Here is a 13,169-nt window from a genome sequence, read left to right on the forward strand (position 1 = left end):
AGTAGCCTCTCTTCGAAAAAGTAATCCAACTTAAGCAAAAAAATATTATTTTTTTTGTATATTCTACGTTTTATGTTTCACTTTAAAAAGGTAAAAAATTGAACGAGAGATTTTTTAAATTTTTATTCTTTATTTTTATAGTAGGATTTGGCACATACTACTTCTACCCTACCGAAATGAACGAAATTCAACGTATGGCCTACCTTAAAAGCTACGGTGTAACCCTAGGTCTTGCATTAGGCGGAATTTTAATAGGAATAGCACTCGGTTTTACTCTAGCGTTTCTAAAATTTTTAAATATCAAAATTTTAAATTTTATAATCGATGAATATATAGATATATTGCGTGGAACGCCTATACTATTACAGCTTTTAATCTTTTCTGTAGTGATTTTCGCTACTTGGAGCGATAACTTTTACGTAGCCATAATAGCTCTTGGACTAAACAGCTCCGCATATGTAGCAGAAATAGTAAGAGGCGGAGTAAATAGCGTAGATAAAGGCCAAATGGAAGCGGCTCGCGCAATGGGGCTAAACTATGGCATATCAATGAGAGAAGTAGTTTTCCCTCAGGCGACTAAAAATATCCTGCCGGCTCTTGCGAATGAATTTATCTCACTTTTTAAAGAGACATCGGTAGTTGGATTTATTAGCGTAGTTGATATTACAATGCAGAGTAAAAGTCTGCAAGCCGTATTTTATAACCCAAGGCCAATAATTTTTACCGGAGTGGTTTATTACGTAAGCATTAAAACACTTTCATTCCTAGCCAAAAAACTTGAAGAGAGACTAAATAGAAATGATTGAGATTAGAAATTTAAATAAAAATTACGGCGATCTGCAAGTTTTAAAAGATATAAATGTAGATATCAAACAAGGCGAAGTAATAGCCATAATAGGTCCTAGTGGCGGAGGTAAAAGTACATTTTTACGCTGCATAAACCGTCTTGAAGAACCAACAAGCGGGCACATCAAGATAAACGGTGAAGATATACTAAGCAAAAAAGCAGATATTAATAAAATTCGCCAAAAAGTTAGTATGGTTTTTCAGCACTTTAATCTATTTGCAAACAAAAACGTTTTAGAAAATTTGACTTTAGCGCCTATAAAAACAGGTCTAATGAGTGAAGCGGATGCTGAAAAAAAAGCACTTGAGCTGCTTAAGAGCGTAGGATTAAGTGATAAAAAAGATGCATTTCCTCATAAGCTCTCAGGTGGTCAAAAGCAGCGTATAGCTATAGCTAGAGCTTTAGCTATGAATCCAGAGGTTATACTTTTTGATGAGCCCACATCTGCACTTGACCCTGAAATGATAGGCGAGGTGCTTGATATAATGAGAGATGTAGCCTCAAAGGGTATAACAATGCTTGTAGTTACCCACGAGATGGGATTTGCAAGAAATGTTGCCAATAGAATATTTTTCATGGATGGTGGTAAAATCACTGTGGATGATCAGCCTAAGAACGTATTTGAAAATCCTCAAAATCAACGTTTAAAAGAATTTTTAAGTAAAGTTCTAAATCATTAAATTTATTGTATTATAATTAAAAAATTTTAAAAGGAGTATGCATGAAAAAATTGTTTGCTTTGTTTTTAGCGTGTTTTGTTTGGCTTGGAGCCACAGAACTTAAAATAGGTACAGCTGCTAACTATCCGCCATTTGAATTTATAAATGATCAAAATAAAATTACTGGTTTTGATATAGATTTAGTTCAAGAATTATCAAAAAGAGTAGGATTTGAATATAAATTCGTAAATATGAGCTTTAATGGAATCATTCCAGCTCTAAAAGCAGGCAAGATAGATGGTGTTGCAAGTGCCATGAGTGCTACTGACGAGAGAAGAAAATCTATTGATTTTACAAAATCTTACTATTCTACAGAAAATATATATCTGAAGAAAAAAAGCAACAATAAGATAACAGATAAAAAAAGCCTTAAAGGCAAGAAAATAGGCGTTCAATTAGGAACAGTACAAGAGATTGCAGCAAAAGAAATAGATGGGGTAAAAGTAGTACCTGCAGAAGAAACAGTGCCACTAATCCTTGGTCTAAAAGCTGAAAAAATGGATGCCGTAATACTTGATAGTTCTATTGGATACGGATATCTAAAGCAAAATCCTGATCTAATGGAATTTCACAAAGAGTCAGATGGAAGCGAAGGCTTTTCTATGGCATTTGATAAAGATAAACATAAAGAGTTTATAGAGAAGATAAATGTCGCTCTAGAAGATATTAAAAAAGACGGTACTTACGACAAGCTTTTAGAAAAATACGATCTTAAATAATGAATTTATGCGCAATTTTTAAACAGAGTTTTAAAGGTTGCGCAACCTTTGTATCTATATTCTTTATACTTCAAATTCAAGTTCTGGCCAAAGAAAGAGTAGTTGCTCTATTTACGGAGAAGATTGACGATACTTTTATTTTTAAAATAAATATTCTCAAAACAGCCCCTTGTAAGCTCTATGGAATCGAGTTTTATGATGTTGAAAAATGCACAAAAGATAAAAAGCTAATTGAAGAATTTAATATCTTCTACAAAGATCAAATCTATAAATTTATTAAACCAGGACAAAATTTCTATATATCATCCAATAAAAGCTTGGGAGATAGATGGCTCTGTAAAGTAAGCAATGAGAGTAAAATTTTAAATAAGACTCTCGTAAAATATTCACTTGCAATACCAAAAACAAAAGAGTATAAAAAGATAAAGTTTGATAAAAAAAAGAGTGAAATCGAGAAGAAATTTCCTAAAATTTTTGAGTGCCTAAGCGGTAAAAAGTCTGAAACAAAAGAACAAGAAAAGCCAAAAGAAATAAACTCCACAAAAACATTAGAAGAAGAAAAGCCAAAGATCATAATAGAGTTTCGTAAGCAATTTGGAGAGGATTTTGGAAGGGATTTTGGCGAATGATATATGAAAATCAAACAAGGAAGTAATATTTGTCTAAAATTTACGCTATCAGCGATGATATTTTAACTCCGGACGAGACTATCTTAGAGCAGGCTCGTGAAATTTTAGAGTGCGGGATAAAATATTTTCAGTATAGAAGCAAAAAAGCTTACAAAAACGAGAATTTAGCACGCGAGCTGCTAACGCTTTGCGATGATTTTGGAGCAAAATTTATAGTAAATGACGATGTGACTTTTGCTAAAAAAATCGGAGCAAAATGCGTTCATATCGGTAAAGATGACGGCGATATAAAAGCTGTGCGAGAAATTCTAGGCAAAGATGCGTTTATCGGTGCAAGCTGCTATAATGACATAAATTTAGCCATTAAGGCGCAAGACGCAGGAGCAAGCTACGTAGCGTTTGGTAGCGTTTTTTCAAGCCCTACAAAGCCTGCCGCGATAAGGTGCTCTTTTGAAACTATAATGCAAGCCAAAGAAATTTTAGATATACCCATCTGTGCAATCGGCGGCATAAACGCTCAAAACATAGATCAAATTTTATCTCTGGAAGTTGATCTTATCGCTGTTATCTCAGCTCTTTATAGACCTGAGAGCATAAGCGAAAACTACAAAAACTTAAGCAGATTTTTGTAAATTTATCAAATTTTACCTGCAAATATCGAGTGAAGCGCAAGCTCCTCGCCCCAAGCGTTTTTATGCTTATCGATACTTTTTTTAATCGCTTCAACAAGATAGAGTACATCATCTTTTGTATGCGTGTAGTGAAGACTTACCCTAACCCAGCCCGGCTTTTTATCAAAGACAACATTATCCTTAAGTCCAAGCAGATCATGCCCGTAAGGCCCGGCACAAGCGCACCCCGCGCGAGTTTGGATACCAAAGTCGTTGCTAAGCGTAGCTGCAAAGTCATAAGGCGAAACTCCGCGGACATTAAACGCAAATATCGGAACTCGAGTCAAATTTTTAGGCCAGTAGCATATCACGTCATCGATATTCTCAAGCTCATTTTCAAAAAGCTCGCCAAGCTCATCTTCACGCTCTTTAATGTGCTCAAAGCCGATCTCATTTCTAAGCTTGTAGGCTAAATTTGCTCTTATCATCTGAATTATGCCCGGAGTGCCGCCCTCTTCTAACTGCTCAAAGTTTTTTACAAACTGATGGCTAGTCCTGCTTACGTAAGCTACCGTTCCTCCGGCTGCAAAGGTAGGCTCGCTGCTATCTGCAAGTGTTTTTTTAATCGCTAAAAGCCCACAACTTCCAATTCCGCCAAGCAGCTTGTGCGGCGCCAAAAATAGCGCGTCAAAGTAGTTGCTATCAACATTTGCATAAGCGCTAAGACTTGAGGCATCAAGCGCAAACACTCCGCCCCTAGCCTTAACTAGCTCATAAACTCTCTTATAATCGCTAATCACACCCGTCACGTTTGAAGCGGCGCTAAAAGAGGCGATTATCTCGCGGTTTTTATTCATCTCAAGCACGCGCTCAAGCATCTTAAAATCAACTCCTCCGCTCTCATCAAGCCCTATTCGCACCACATCGCACATCCCTTCGCGAAAACTAACTTCATTTGAGTGGTGTTCATACGGTCCAACGATAACTAATGGCAGGTTTGAAAGTGCCTTTATATGGTATCTCTCGCGTGTTTTTGGCGGTATATATATACCCATGATCTCTTGAAATTTCTTGATGGCAGCACTTGCTCCGCTTCCGCAACCGATGAGATAAAACTCATCGTTAAGAGCGAGTAAATTTTTAAGCTCGCTTCTTGCGTTTTCGTATCTGCGCTGGGTTAAAATGGCGTTTGAGGAGCTGTCAGAATGTGTATTGGCGTAAGTTTTTAGAAATTTTAAAACTTCTTTTTCGATAGGCTCATAAGCAAGCCCCGAAGCGGTATAATCAAAATAATAAATTCCGTCTTTTAAAATGATATTTTTTCTAACTTCATCCAAATTCAGCACACTATCGCCTTAGTTTTTAAAAGTGATTATAACCAAAAGTGTGCTAAAATGGGTTAAAAAGGAGAACAAATCCATACGTTAAAATCCTCTTATAAACGCTTCAAACACCTCGATATACATGAGCTTATAAATTTCCATTGCGTTTTTGACGCTCATGATATAAGTGCAAATTTTTACGATATTTTTGAGGCGATTGAGGTTTGTATAGTAAGAGAATTTCAAAATTTAAAACCAAAATTTAGCTTTAACACTCCGCTTAAAAACGAACTTAGCCTTGCACTAATGCGCCTTGCAAAAAGCGATAGAAAGCGGTTTAATATCCATAAAATTTTCTCTCAACAAGTCGCCAAACGAGTTTATAAAGAGCTTTTTGAAAGAGAGCTCATAAGTGTTGAAAAGAGCCTTGAAAAACCTATAAAAGCGCCAAAAGGACAGCTTTTAAAAAAGCATTTAAGAAGACATCAGGTAGAGGATAAAATACGTTTTAGCGATAATTTCACTAGATTTTGGTTTAGATTTATAGAGCCGAATTTAAGCCTGCTTGAAGAGGCTAAATTTGATAACGTTATGCGAGATATAAGGGCGAATTTCGATGATTATGCAAGCTTTGGATTTGAGCTTGTTTGCAGGGAGCTTTTGGCGCACAAATTTGACGTAGAATTTGATAGAGTAAGCAGCCTGTGGACAAGAGAGGTTGAGATCGATCTGTTTTTAAAAATTAACGAGCAGATCATAGTCGGAGAGGCGAAATTTAAAGAGCATAAGATATGCAAAAATGTGCTAAATTTGCTTGCTAAAAAGTGTAGCAGGCTGCAACTTGAACCGTATAAATTTGCGCTTTTTTCAAAGAGCGGCTTTAGCAAAGAGCTTGAGAGATTAAAAGACGAGCGAGTAATGCTTTTTGATATGAAAGATTTTGAGGAGCTGATAAATGGATGAAAAAACAAGCATACAATATGGGTTAAAAAGCCTGATAGAGCAGACTTATTTAATCGAGCAAGAGTATAAAAACCTCACGAATTCATACTCAAATTTGCAAAATTTCATAAAAGAGATCGTGGAAATTTTGCCCACCGCCATCTGGGTCATAGACGAAAAGGGCGAAATTTTCTTGCAAAACTCAGAAGCGCTTAAAATTCCTAAACTTTTAAATTTAATCGATGAAAACAGCGAAGAGATGGAGCTACACGGACAAATTTACCTCATAAAAACAACTCAAAAAAACGGCAAAAAAATCATCTCGGCAACCGACATCACCAAAGAAAAGCGCACCGAGCGTCTAGCCTCCATGGGGCAAGTAGCAGCTCATTTGGCTCACGAGATAAGAAATCCCATAGGCTCTATCTCACTTCTAACTTCAACGCTTTTAAAGCGAGCCGATGAAAAAACAAAGCCCGTAGTAAGCGAAATTCAAAGGGCCATCTGGCGAGTAGAGCGTATCATCAAGGCAACCTTGCTCTTTACAAAAGGGCTTAGCATAAATCCTAGCGTGTTTAACTTTAGCGAACTAAAAAGCGAGTGCGAAGAGGCTATCGCCTACTACGCCTACTCAAAAGAGATAAATTTCAACTTAAATTTTCCAAACGCCTACTATAACGGCGATAAAGACTTGCTTGCGATAGTCTTTCAAAATATGCTTTTTAACGCGATTGACGCTATCGAGCAAAGCGATGATGAAAGCGGGGAAATAAGGCTTGAATATGAAAAAACAGCCGAGGAACATCGCTTCGTCATATTTGATAGCGGAGTAGATATAGCAAATGCGCAAATCGTCTTTGAGCCGTTTAAGACGAGCAAGCTCAAAGGAAACGGGCTTGGGTTGCACCTGTGCTTGCAGATCATAAACGCACACAAAGGAAGTATCGAAATCATGCTAAATCCGAAGCGTTTTTGCATAAATTTGCCTATTTATAAGGCAAAAAGCGAGTAAATTTATAAAATTTGAAAGGCAAAAATGAAACTCGATAGAAAAATTTTAGACGAATTAGAAATTTGGCACGAAGAGCTAAAGCCACTTAAGATGAGCGAGCTTTTTAAAAACGGTGGCAAAAATATCGCCTTCGTAAGCGTAGATATGATAAACGGCTTTTGCTGTGAGGGCGCGTTATCTAGTCCAAGAGTGGGCGCCATAGCTAAAAATTTGGCAGATACTTTTAAAAGAGCTCACGATGAGTTTGGCTTTAAAAATTTCATCCTGATCCAAGATAACCACGGCGAAAAAGCAAGTGAATTTGACGCCTTTCCACCGCACGCCGTAGCAGGCACAAACGAAGCTGAGACGATAGATGAGCTTAAAAATTTAGACTTTTTTGATGAGATTAAAATTTTTTACAAAAACTCGATAAGTTCGGCGTATTGCGACGGATTTAACCGCTTTTTAGAGCAAAATAGGCACGTTGATACCTTCGTCATCTTTGGCGACTGCACCGATCTTTGCGTTTACAACCTCGCCCTTCACATCAAGCTAAGCGCAAACGAAAAAAACATAAAGCGCGAAGTTATCGTAGTAAGCGATTTGGTGCAAACCTACGACGCGCCGTGGCATAACGGGGACTTTTATCATCTGGTATTTTTGCGTCACATGCAAATCGCGGCAAATATAAAGGTGGTTAAATCTCTTAACTAAAACATCGTAGTCAAATTTGCTTTTTTTGAGCTAAATTTGACTACTTAATCTCTCTTGGATGATAAATTTGCATTCCGGATTCATCGCTTTGAGTGGCTTTTATCACAGCTTTTGCGATGCTAGCTGGAGTCATTGGATGATGCGCTTTTAAAATACTCTTTGGGATAAATTTAAATAGCCAAACGGCAAACCTCTCGCCAAGCCTAAACTCATCTCGCTTAGCGTCAATGAGTGGCAAACGAGCTACATGAAAGCTATAAAACCCAAGCTCTTTTATCCTATTTTCCACTTCACCTTTAACTTGCAGATAAAAGAATTTTGAATTTTCATCAGCGCCGTTTGAAGACATAAGCACAAAACGCTTTGCGTCACCGTTTTTAGCCCAAGTAGCGATTTTAATCGTGTAATGAAAATCAACTTTTTTAAACTGCTCTTTCGAACCGGCTTGCTTTATAGTCGTGCCAAGCGCACAAAAAACTTCATCCACAAAAAGGCTTGGCAAATTTGAAATTTCATCAAAATTTACTATTTTAACTTCCAGCTTTTCGTGGCTAAATTTAAGCTGCTTGCGAGCAAGCACAATCACTTTGGCATAATTCTCATGCTCGCAAAGCTGCCTTACAAGCTCGCTTCCGACCGCTCCGGCAGCGCCTACGACTAAGGCTGTTTTCATTTACGCTCTTATCTTATGCTACCGATTCGCTCTTCAAACCCGTCTCTAACCGAAATTTGCGTATCATAGACTAAAATTTGATTTTGCTGCGGATTTGATATGCGAACGATAAGTTTTTTGGTATTACTCTCGGCACTTGCCTTATGCTCAGCCATCGCTAGGCGGTAGATGTTTGTCACCATATCCTTACTAAGCTCTGCTATATCCAAGCTTACTTCAAGCGGAGTTAAATTTCTTAGTTTTTCGCTGGAGCTTGAGCTGCCACTTGAACCATTTTGAGAGCTGCCATTACCGTTAAAATTTCGCTTTTTAAAGCTTCGCGCTTTGAAATTCATATCCTTAGCATCTTCAAGGCTAACCATCTCGATAAGTCTTATTCGGTTAAACTGCCCGTCGCGCGAGAAATTTATCTTAAAGGCATAAGGCTTTTCATAAACAGCGTTTCCAAGCTCTTCAAGCTCAGCTAGCTCGCGGTCAAAAAGCGTTATTTCGATATTGCCGTGAAAATCAAGCACGTTTAAAGTGCCGATTTTCTTACCGCTATTTTTAGCTATCCTTGTGCTGATATCCTTGATCTTGCCCACCACAAGTAGCTCCGCACTCTCGCCCACACTTTCAAATTCCGAGCTTAGAGTATAGCTTATCTCATCAATCTGCGCTTTAAAATCCTGCAAAGGATGACCAGAAAGATAAATTCCAACGCTATCTCGCTCATAAGCTAAGCGATCTTTAAGCTCAAATTCGCTGCTATCCATAAGCAAATTTACCTTCACACTACTCATACTCTCATCCTCGCCAAAGAGGCTTTCTGCGCTATTTTTCTTGATCTGAGCGGCACTCTTGCAAGCTTCCATGATGTTATCAAGGTTGTTAAAAAGCATCTTTCTAGTAAAGCCAAAGGTATCAAAAGCGCCTGATTTTGTAAGGCTTTCGACAACTCTTCTGTTTACCCTAAAGCTATCTATGCGCGAAACAAAATCATCAAGCCCTTCAAATTTGCCGTTTGCCCGCTCTTCTATGATGTTTTCTATCGCAGCACCGCCAACGCCCTTTATCGCGCCAAGTCCGTAGATGATAACGTCGCTTCCGTTTTCGCTAACAACGCTAAATTCCTTCATTGATCTGTTTATGCAAGGAGGAAGTATGGCTATACCCATGCGCTTGGTTTCATCGATATATTTTGCGATCTTATCGGCGTTATCCTCTTCGCTTGTTAAAAGAGCCGCCATAAATTCAGCCGGATAATAAGTCTTTAGATATGCAGTTTGAAACGTGATAAACGCATAAGCTGCGGAGTGGGATTTGTTAAAGCCATATCCTGCAAATTTTACGATAAGATCAAAGAGCTCATCAGCCTTAGTTCCGTTTAGTCCCTTAGCGATGGCACCCTCTACAAATTGACCCTTAAGTCTATCCATCTCTTCTTTTATCTTTTTACCCATCGCGCGGCGCACCAGATCCGCACCTCCGAGGCTAAAGCCGCCTATGGTTTGAACGATCTGCATAACCTGCTCTTGATAGACGATAACGCCGTAAGTTGGCTCTAAAATAGGCTGAAGCTCCTTAAATGCGTATGAAATTTCAGCTTCGCCATGTTTACGCTTGACAAAGTCATCAAGCATACCGCTCTCCATCGGTCCAGGACGATAAAGTGCAAGCATCGCTACGATATCCTCAAAGCAATCGGGCCTTAGGCTAAATCCAAGCTTTCTCATGCCGTCACTTTCCACCTGAAACAGCCCTATCGCCTGTCCGCTTTGAATCGTCTTATAAACTTTCGGATCGTTTATGTTAATCTGCTCCCAGATGATATCCTTGTCAAAGCGATTTTTGATAAGTTTTATCGCGTTATTAATAACAGTTAGCGTCTTAAGCCCAAGGAAGTCAAATTTGATAAGATCCACGTCCTCAAGATACTTTAGACTGTATTGCGTTACGAAGTGATCTTCTGCGCTATTTGGCTGGCGAAATAGCGGGGCTTTATTCCAAAGCTCTTCATTTGAGATAACAACTCCCGCCGCGTGCATGCCTGCGTTGCGGTTTAGACCCTCCAGATCAAGTGCAAATTTCCAAATTCTAGCCGCGTTTGCGTTTTTATCGATGAGCTCTTTTATCTTAGGCTCTTTTTCAAATGCACTCTCAAGCGTGATACCAAGCTCGTCAGGTATGAGCTTAGCCATAGCATCAGCCTCGGCATAAGGCATGTTACAAACCCGCGCGACATCACGGATAACGCCTTTAGCAAGCAACTTACCAAACGTTATAACCTGAGCGACGTTAAATTTGCCGTATTTTTCGATAACATAATCAATTATCTCACCTCTTCTATCCTGACAAAAATCCACGTCGATATCAGGCATACTTACACGCTCAGGGTTCAAAAATCTCTCAAAAAGCAAGTTGTACGGTATAGGATCGATATCGGTTATCCTAAGACTATACGCCACCAAGCTTCCTGCCGCAGAACCACGTCCTGGCCCTACCGGCACACCGCGCTTTTTAGCTTCTCTGATAAAATCCCAAACGATCATCATGTAGCCAGGGAAATTCATCTTATTTATGATATCTATCTCGATTTCAAGGCGCTTTTTATACTCTTCGTGCTTTTCTTCAGGCACAAATTTAAGCCGCTCGGCAAGCCCTTTTCTGCACTCATGCTCAAAAAATACCGAGTCATTTGCAAAGCTGTAGCGATTTTCTGGCTCCGGCAGACTTAGTCCTCGCTCGGCTGCGCATTCAAGGGTAAATTTAAAATTTGGCGGTGTAGCGTCGCCAAGCTTTATCTCAAGATTGCATTTATCGGCAATCTCTTGCGTATTTGCTATGGCTTCTGGGATATCTGCAAAAAGCTCGCTCATCTGAGCCGGAGTTTTAACGTAAAATTCATGCACGCTATGGCGCAAGCGGTTTGGATCATCAAGAAGTTTGTTCATCGCGATACACATGAAAACCTCATGTGCGTCGGCTCTTTGCTGAAACGTATAGTGCGTGTCGTTAGTAGCGATTATCTTTATGTCAAGCTCTTTTGCTATACGCAAAATTTGATCATCAATCCTGCGCTGATCGCCGATACCGTGGCGCATGATCTCAAGATAAAAGTCCTCACCGAAAATTTCCTTATACTCGCGCGCCACTTCAAGCGCCTTTTCATACCCGCCCGCTCCGTAGCGCAAATTTCGCTCGCTTTCGTTTAGGTGCCAGTTCACCTCGCCTTGAAGGCAAGCAGAGCTGCATATCACGCCCTCGCTATGCTCTCTTAGCAGTTTTTTATTGATACGTGGATAGTAGTAAAAGCCCTCGATATAGCTCATCGAGCTTAGATACATCAAATTTTTATACCCGGTCTCGTTTTTGGCAAAAAGACATAGGTGAAAGCGCTGCTTTGAGCTTTTGTCGCCTACATCTTCGCTGTTATGGATATAAGCTTCTATGCCGATTATCGGCTTTATGCCCTCGCCCTTCATCGTCTTGTAAAAATCAATCGCGCCAAACATATTTCCGTGATCGGTTATGGCCACCGAGCTTACGCCTTGTTTTTTAAGCGTTTTGGCAAGTTCTTTTATCTTGTTGGCTCCGTCAAGCAAGGAGTATTCGGTATGCAGATGTAAGTGTGTAAAATCGCTCATAATCATTCCTTTATTAGGTCTGATTTTACAAAAGAGTAGCTTTTAGAGCGCTTTTATATGGCTTATATTTTCTTTAAAGGCTTCGAGCAAATTTGATAAAGTGTCGCATTTTGCCTCATTTAAGCCGAGTTTTTTAGCTAGAAATTTATAGTAAATTTTTGCACCGTCTTTTAAATTCACAGCAGGTGCATTTGAAGTTTTTGATAGCTTTTTATCACCGCTTTTAAGCAGGCTATGATGGATAAAATTTGCATTTTTAAAATTTAGTCCGAGCAAATTTGCCATATATTTTTGAGCTGCCGAGCACTCAAGCAGATCCTCTCCGCGCACGAGCAAATTTACTCCAAGACGTTCATCATCAATGAGACTTGCAAAGTTATAAGCAGCGCTGCCGTCTTTCTTATATATCATAAAATCGCCCATGCTTTTAGCCAAATTTATACTTTTGCTTTGGTTTAAATTTGCAAATCCAAATTTCGCTAAGTCGCATCCCACATCTAGAGCTTCATCACTATTTACGTGAAGCCTGATACATGTTTTATCAGGAATAAATTTTAGATTTTTATTTAAGCAAATTTGTTTATAGATGCCGTTTTCAAATGAGTCTTTCATCGAGTGAGAGCACTCGCAAGCATAGCAAACTTCTAAATTTTCAAGTCTCTTAAGCGCATTTTCATAGCTTGAAGCTCTAAATTTAGAGCTAAATTTTGACTCAAATTCAGCTACACAGCTAGCTCCGTCGTCAAAGTCTATATCAAGCATATCAAGCACACGAAAGATATTTTCGGTATATTCGCTTCTATACCGCACAAGATCGTAGTCATCGATGCGAAGATATAAAATTCCATCAAGCGTGCGAGTAAAAAGATATATTAAAAGAAAATTATATACATTTCCGGGATGGAGAAATCCGCTAGGTGTAGGAGCTATACGAGAGATGATTTTGTATTGCATAAATTGGCAGAATTTAATGCTAAATTAAATTATTTTTCAAGCCGTCAAGAGATAACGGCTTGAACTATTGATTACTCTTTTGGACGAGCTTCATTTACTCTTAAAGCCCTTCCACCTACCTCTTTGTCATTTAACGCTTCTATCGCCTTTACTGCTTCGGCATCATCCATTTCAACAAATCCAAACCCTTTTGAGCGATTTGTTTCTCGATCTTTAACGATTCTTGCGCGTTTTACTTCACCAAATGGTGAAAAAGTATCCTTAAGCTCTGCCTCAGTCATACGATATGACAAGTTACCGACATAAATATTCACAGTAACGTTTCCTTCTAAAAAATTCCGATAAAATCGGTGAAATGATGATACCTGAATTTACTTTAAAAAGCTAGCAAAATGCCAAATTTTAATAATTTATTTAAA

At 38.8% G+C, this 13,169-nt stretch carries 13 protein-coding genes; 8 read left to right on the forward strand and 5 right to left on the reverse strand.

The window, feature by feature from the left end; translation table 11 throughout:
* Positions 1–98 precede the first annotated feature (98 nt).
* From CDOMC_RS07120 to thiE, 5 genes are read left to right on the forward strand one after another with little or no spacing between them, the layout of a single operon-like run.
* Positions 99–806: an amino acid ABC transporter permease gene (locus tag CDOMC_RS07120; RefSeq protein ID WP_172128960.1), complete on the forward strand. Its 708-nt coding sequence runs from the start codon at positions 99–101 to the stop codon at positions 804–806.
* Positions 799–1,527: an amino acid ABC transporter ATP-binding protein gene (locus CDOMC_RS07125; protein WP_172128961.1), complete on the forward strand. Its 729-nt coding sequence runs from the start codon at positions 799–801 to the stop codon at positions 1,525–1,527. The genes CDOMC_RS07120 and CDOMC_RS07125 overlap by 8 nt, the downstream gene beginning before the upstream one ends.
* 41 nt (positions 1,528–1,568) lie before the next feature.
* The gene (locus tag CDOMC_RS07130) at positions 1,569–2,285 is read left to right on the forward strand and encodes a basic amino acid ABC transporter substrate-binding protein (RefSeq protein WP_172128962.1); all 717 of its coding nucleotides are present in this window, start codon (positions 1,569–1,571) and stop codon (positions 2,283–2,285) included.
* Positions 2,285–2,914, forward strand: coding sequence for a hypothetical protein (locus CDOMC_RS07135; RefSeq protein ID WP_172128963.1), 630 nt, complete (start codon positions 2,285–2,287; stop codon positions 2,912–2,914). The genes CDOMC_RS07130 and CDOMC_RS07135 overlap by 1 nt, the downstream gene beginning before the upstream one ends.
* 29 nt (positions 2,915–2,943) lie before the next feature.
* The gene (gene thiE, locus CDOMC_RS07140; RefSeq protein WP_172128964.1) at positions 2,944–3,546 is read left to right on the forward strand and encodes a thiamine phosphate synthase; all 603 of its coding nucleotides are present in this window, start codon (positions 2,944–2,946) and stop codon (positions 3,544–3,546) included.
* Positions 3,547–3,551: 5 nt separating this feature from the next.
* Here thiE and CDOMC_RS07145 read toward each other — a convergent pair whose 3' ends face one another.
* Entirely contained in the window at positions 3,552–4,871 is a 1,320-nt protein-coding gene (locus CDOMC_RS07145; RefSeq protein WP_172128965.1) for an aminotransferase class V-fold PLP-dependent enzyme, read from the reverse strand.
* A 282-nt stretch (positions 4,872–5,153) separates the two neighbouring features.
* Between CDOMC_RS07145 and CDOMC_RS07150 the strand changes: the two genes are divergently transcribed.
* Genes CDOMC_RS07150 through CDOMC_RS07160 form a run of 3 tightly spaced genes read left to right on the forward strand, consistent with a single transcriptional unit; the run spans position 5,154 to position 7,497 of the window.
* Positions 5,154–5,810 carry a DUF234 domain-containing protein gene (locus tag CDOMC_RS07150; RefSeq protein ID WP_236861299.1) on the forward strand — a complete coding sequence of 219 codons (657 nt, stop codon included), beginning with the start codon at positions 5,154–5,156 and terminating at the stop codon, positions 5,808–5,810.
* Positions 5,803–6,801 carry a sensor histidine kinase gene (locus tag CDOMC_RS07155; protein ID WP_172128966.1) on the forward strand — a complete coding sequence of 333 codons (999 nt, stop codon included), beginning with the start codon at positions 5,803–5,805 and terminating at the stop codon, positions 6,799–6,801. The genes CDOMC_RS07150 and CDOMC_RS07155 overlap by 8 nt, the downstream gene beginning before the upstream one ends.
* Before the next feature lie 24 nt (positions 6,802–6,825).
* Positions 6,826–7,497, forward strand: coding sequence for a cysteine hydrolase family protein (locus tag CDOMC_RS07160; RefSeq protein WP_172128967.1), 672 nt, complete (start codon positions 6,826–6,828; stop codon positions 7,495–7,497).
* Positions 7,498–7,537: 40 nt separating this feature from the next.
* Here the strand turns inward: CDOMC_RS07160 and CDOMC_RS07165 are convergent, their stop codons facing one another.
* From CDOMC_RS07165 to CDOMC_RS07180, 4 genes are all read right to left on the reverse strand, one after another.
* Positions 7,538–8,170 (reverse strand): NAD(P)H-binding protein, encoded by a 633-nt coding sequence (locus tag CDOMC_RS07165; protein ID WP_172128968.1) that lies wholly within the window; start codon positions 8,168–8,170, stop codon positions 7,538–7,540.
* Between the two features lie 8 nt (positions 8,171–8,178).
* Complete coding sequence (gene dnaE, locus CDOMC_RS07170; RefSeq protein WP_172128969.1) at positions 8,179–11,796, reverse strand: DNA polymerase III subunit alpha; 3,618 nt, start codon at positions 11,794–11,796, stop codon at positions 8,179–8,181.
* 42 nt (positions 11,797–11,838) lie between these two features.
* Positions 11,839–12,750, reverse strand: coding sequence for a glutamate--tRNA ligase family protein (locus CDOMC_RS07175; RefSeq protein ID WP_172128970.1), 912 nt, complete (start codon positions 12,748–12,750; stop codon positions 11,839–11,841).
* 71 nt (positions 12,751–12,821) lie between these two features.
* Positions 12,822–13,064 carry an RNA recognition motif domain-containing protein gene (locus CDOMC_RS07180; RefSeq protein WP_170018558.1) on the reverse strand — a complete coding sequence of 81 codons (243 nt, stop codon included), beginning with the start codon at positions 13,062–13,064 and terminating at the stop codon, positions 12,822–12,824.
* Positions 13,065–13,169: the final 105 nt, after the last annotated feature.

This window comes from Campylobacter sp. RM16192 (assembly GCF_004803855.2).
GTDB lineage: Bacteria > Campylobacterota > Campylobacteria > Campylobacterales > Campylobacteraceae > Campylobacter_A.

Excerpts from the sequence above, each read along its gene's own strand:
- CDOMC_RS07125 (WP_172128961.1), top strand. The coding sequence starts at position 799 with ATGATTGAGATTAGAAATTTAAATAAAAATTACGGCGATCTGCAAGTT.
- CDOMC_RS07130 (WP_172128962.1), top strand. The coding sequence starts at position 1,569 with ATGAAAAAATTGTTTGCTTTGTTTTTAGCGTGTTTTGTTTGGCTTGGA.
- CDOMC_RS07135 (WP_172128963.1), top strand. The coding sequence starts at position 2,285 with ATGAATTTATGCGCAATTTTTAAACAGAGTTTTAAAGGTTGCGCAACC.
- CDOMC_RS07150 (WP_236861299.1), top strand. The coding sequence starts at position 5,154 with ATGCGCCTTGCAAAAAGCGATAGAAAGCGGTTTAATATCCATAAAATT.
- CDOMC_RS07155 (WP_172128966.1), top strand. The coding sequence starts at position 5,803 with ATGGATGAAAAAACAAGCATACAATATGGGTTAAAAAGCCTGATAGAG.
- CDOMC_RS07160 (WP_172128967.1), top strand. The coding sequence starts at position 6,826 with ATGAAACTCGATAGAAAAATTTTAGACGAATTAGAAATTTGGCACGAA.
- CDOMC_RS07165 (WP_172128968.1), bottom strand. The coding sequence starts at position 8,170 with ATGAAAACAGCCTTAGTCGTAGGCGCTGCCGGAGCGGTCGGAAGCGAG.
- dnaE (WP_172128969.1), bottom strand. The coding sequence starts at position 11,796 with ATGAGCGATTTTACACACTTACATCTGCATACCGAATACTCCTTGCTT.
- CDOMC_RS07175 (WP_172128970.1), bottom strand. The coding sequence starts at position 12,750 with ATGCAATACAAAATCATCTCTCGTATAGCTCCTACACCTAGCGGATTT.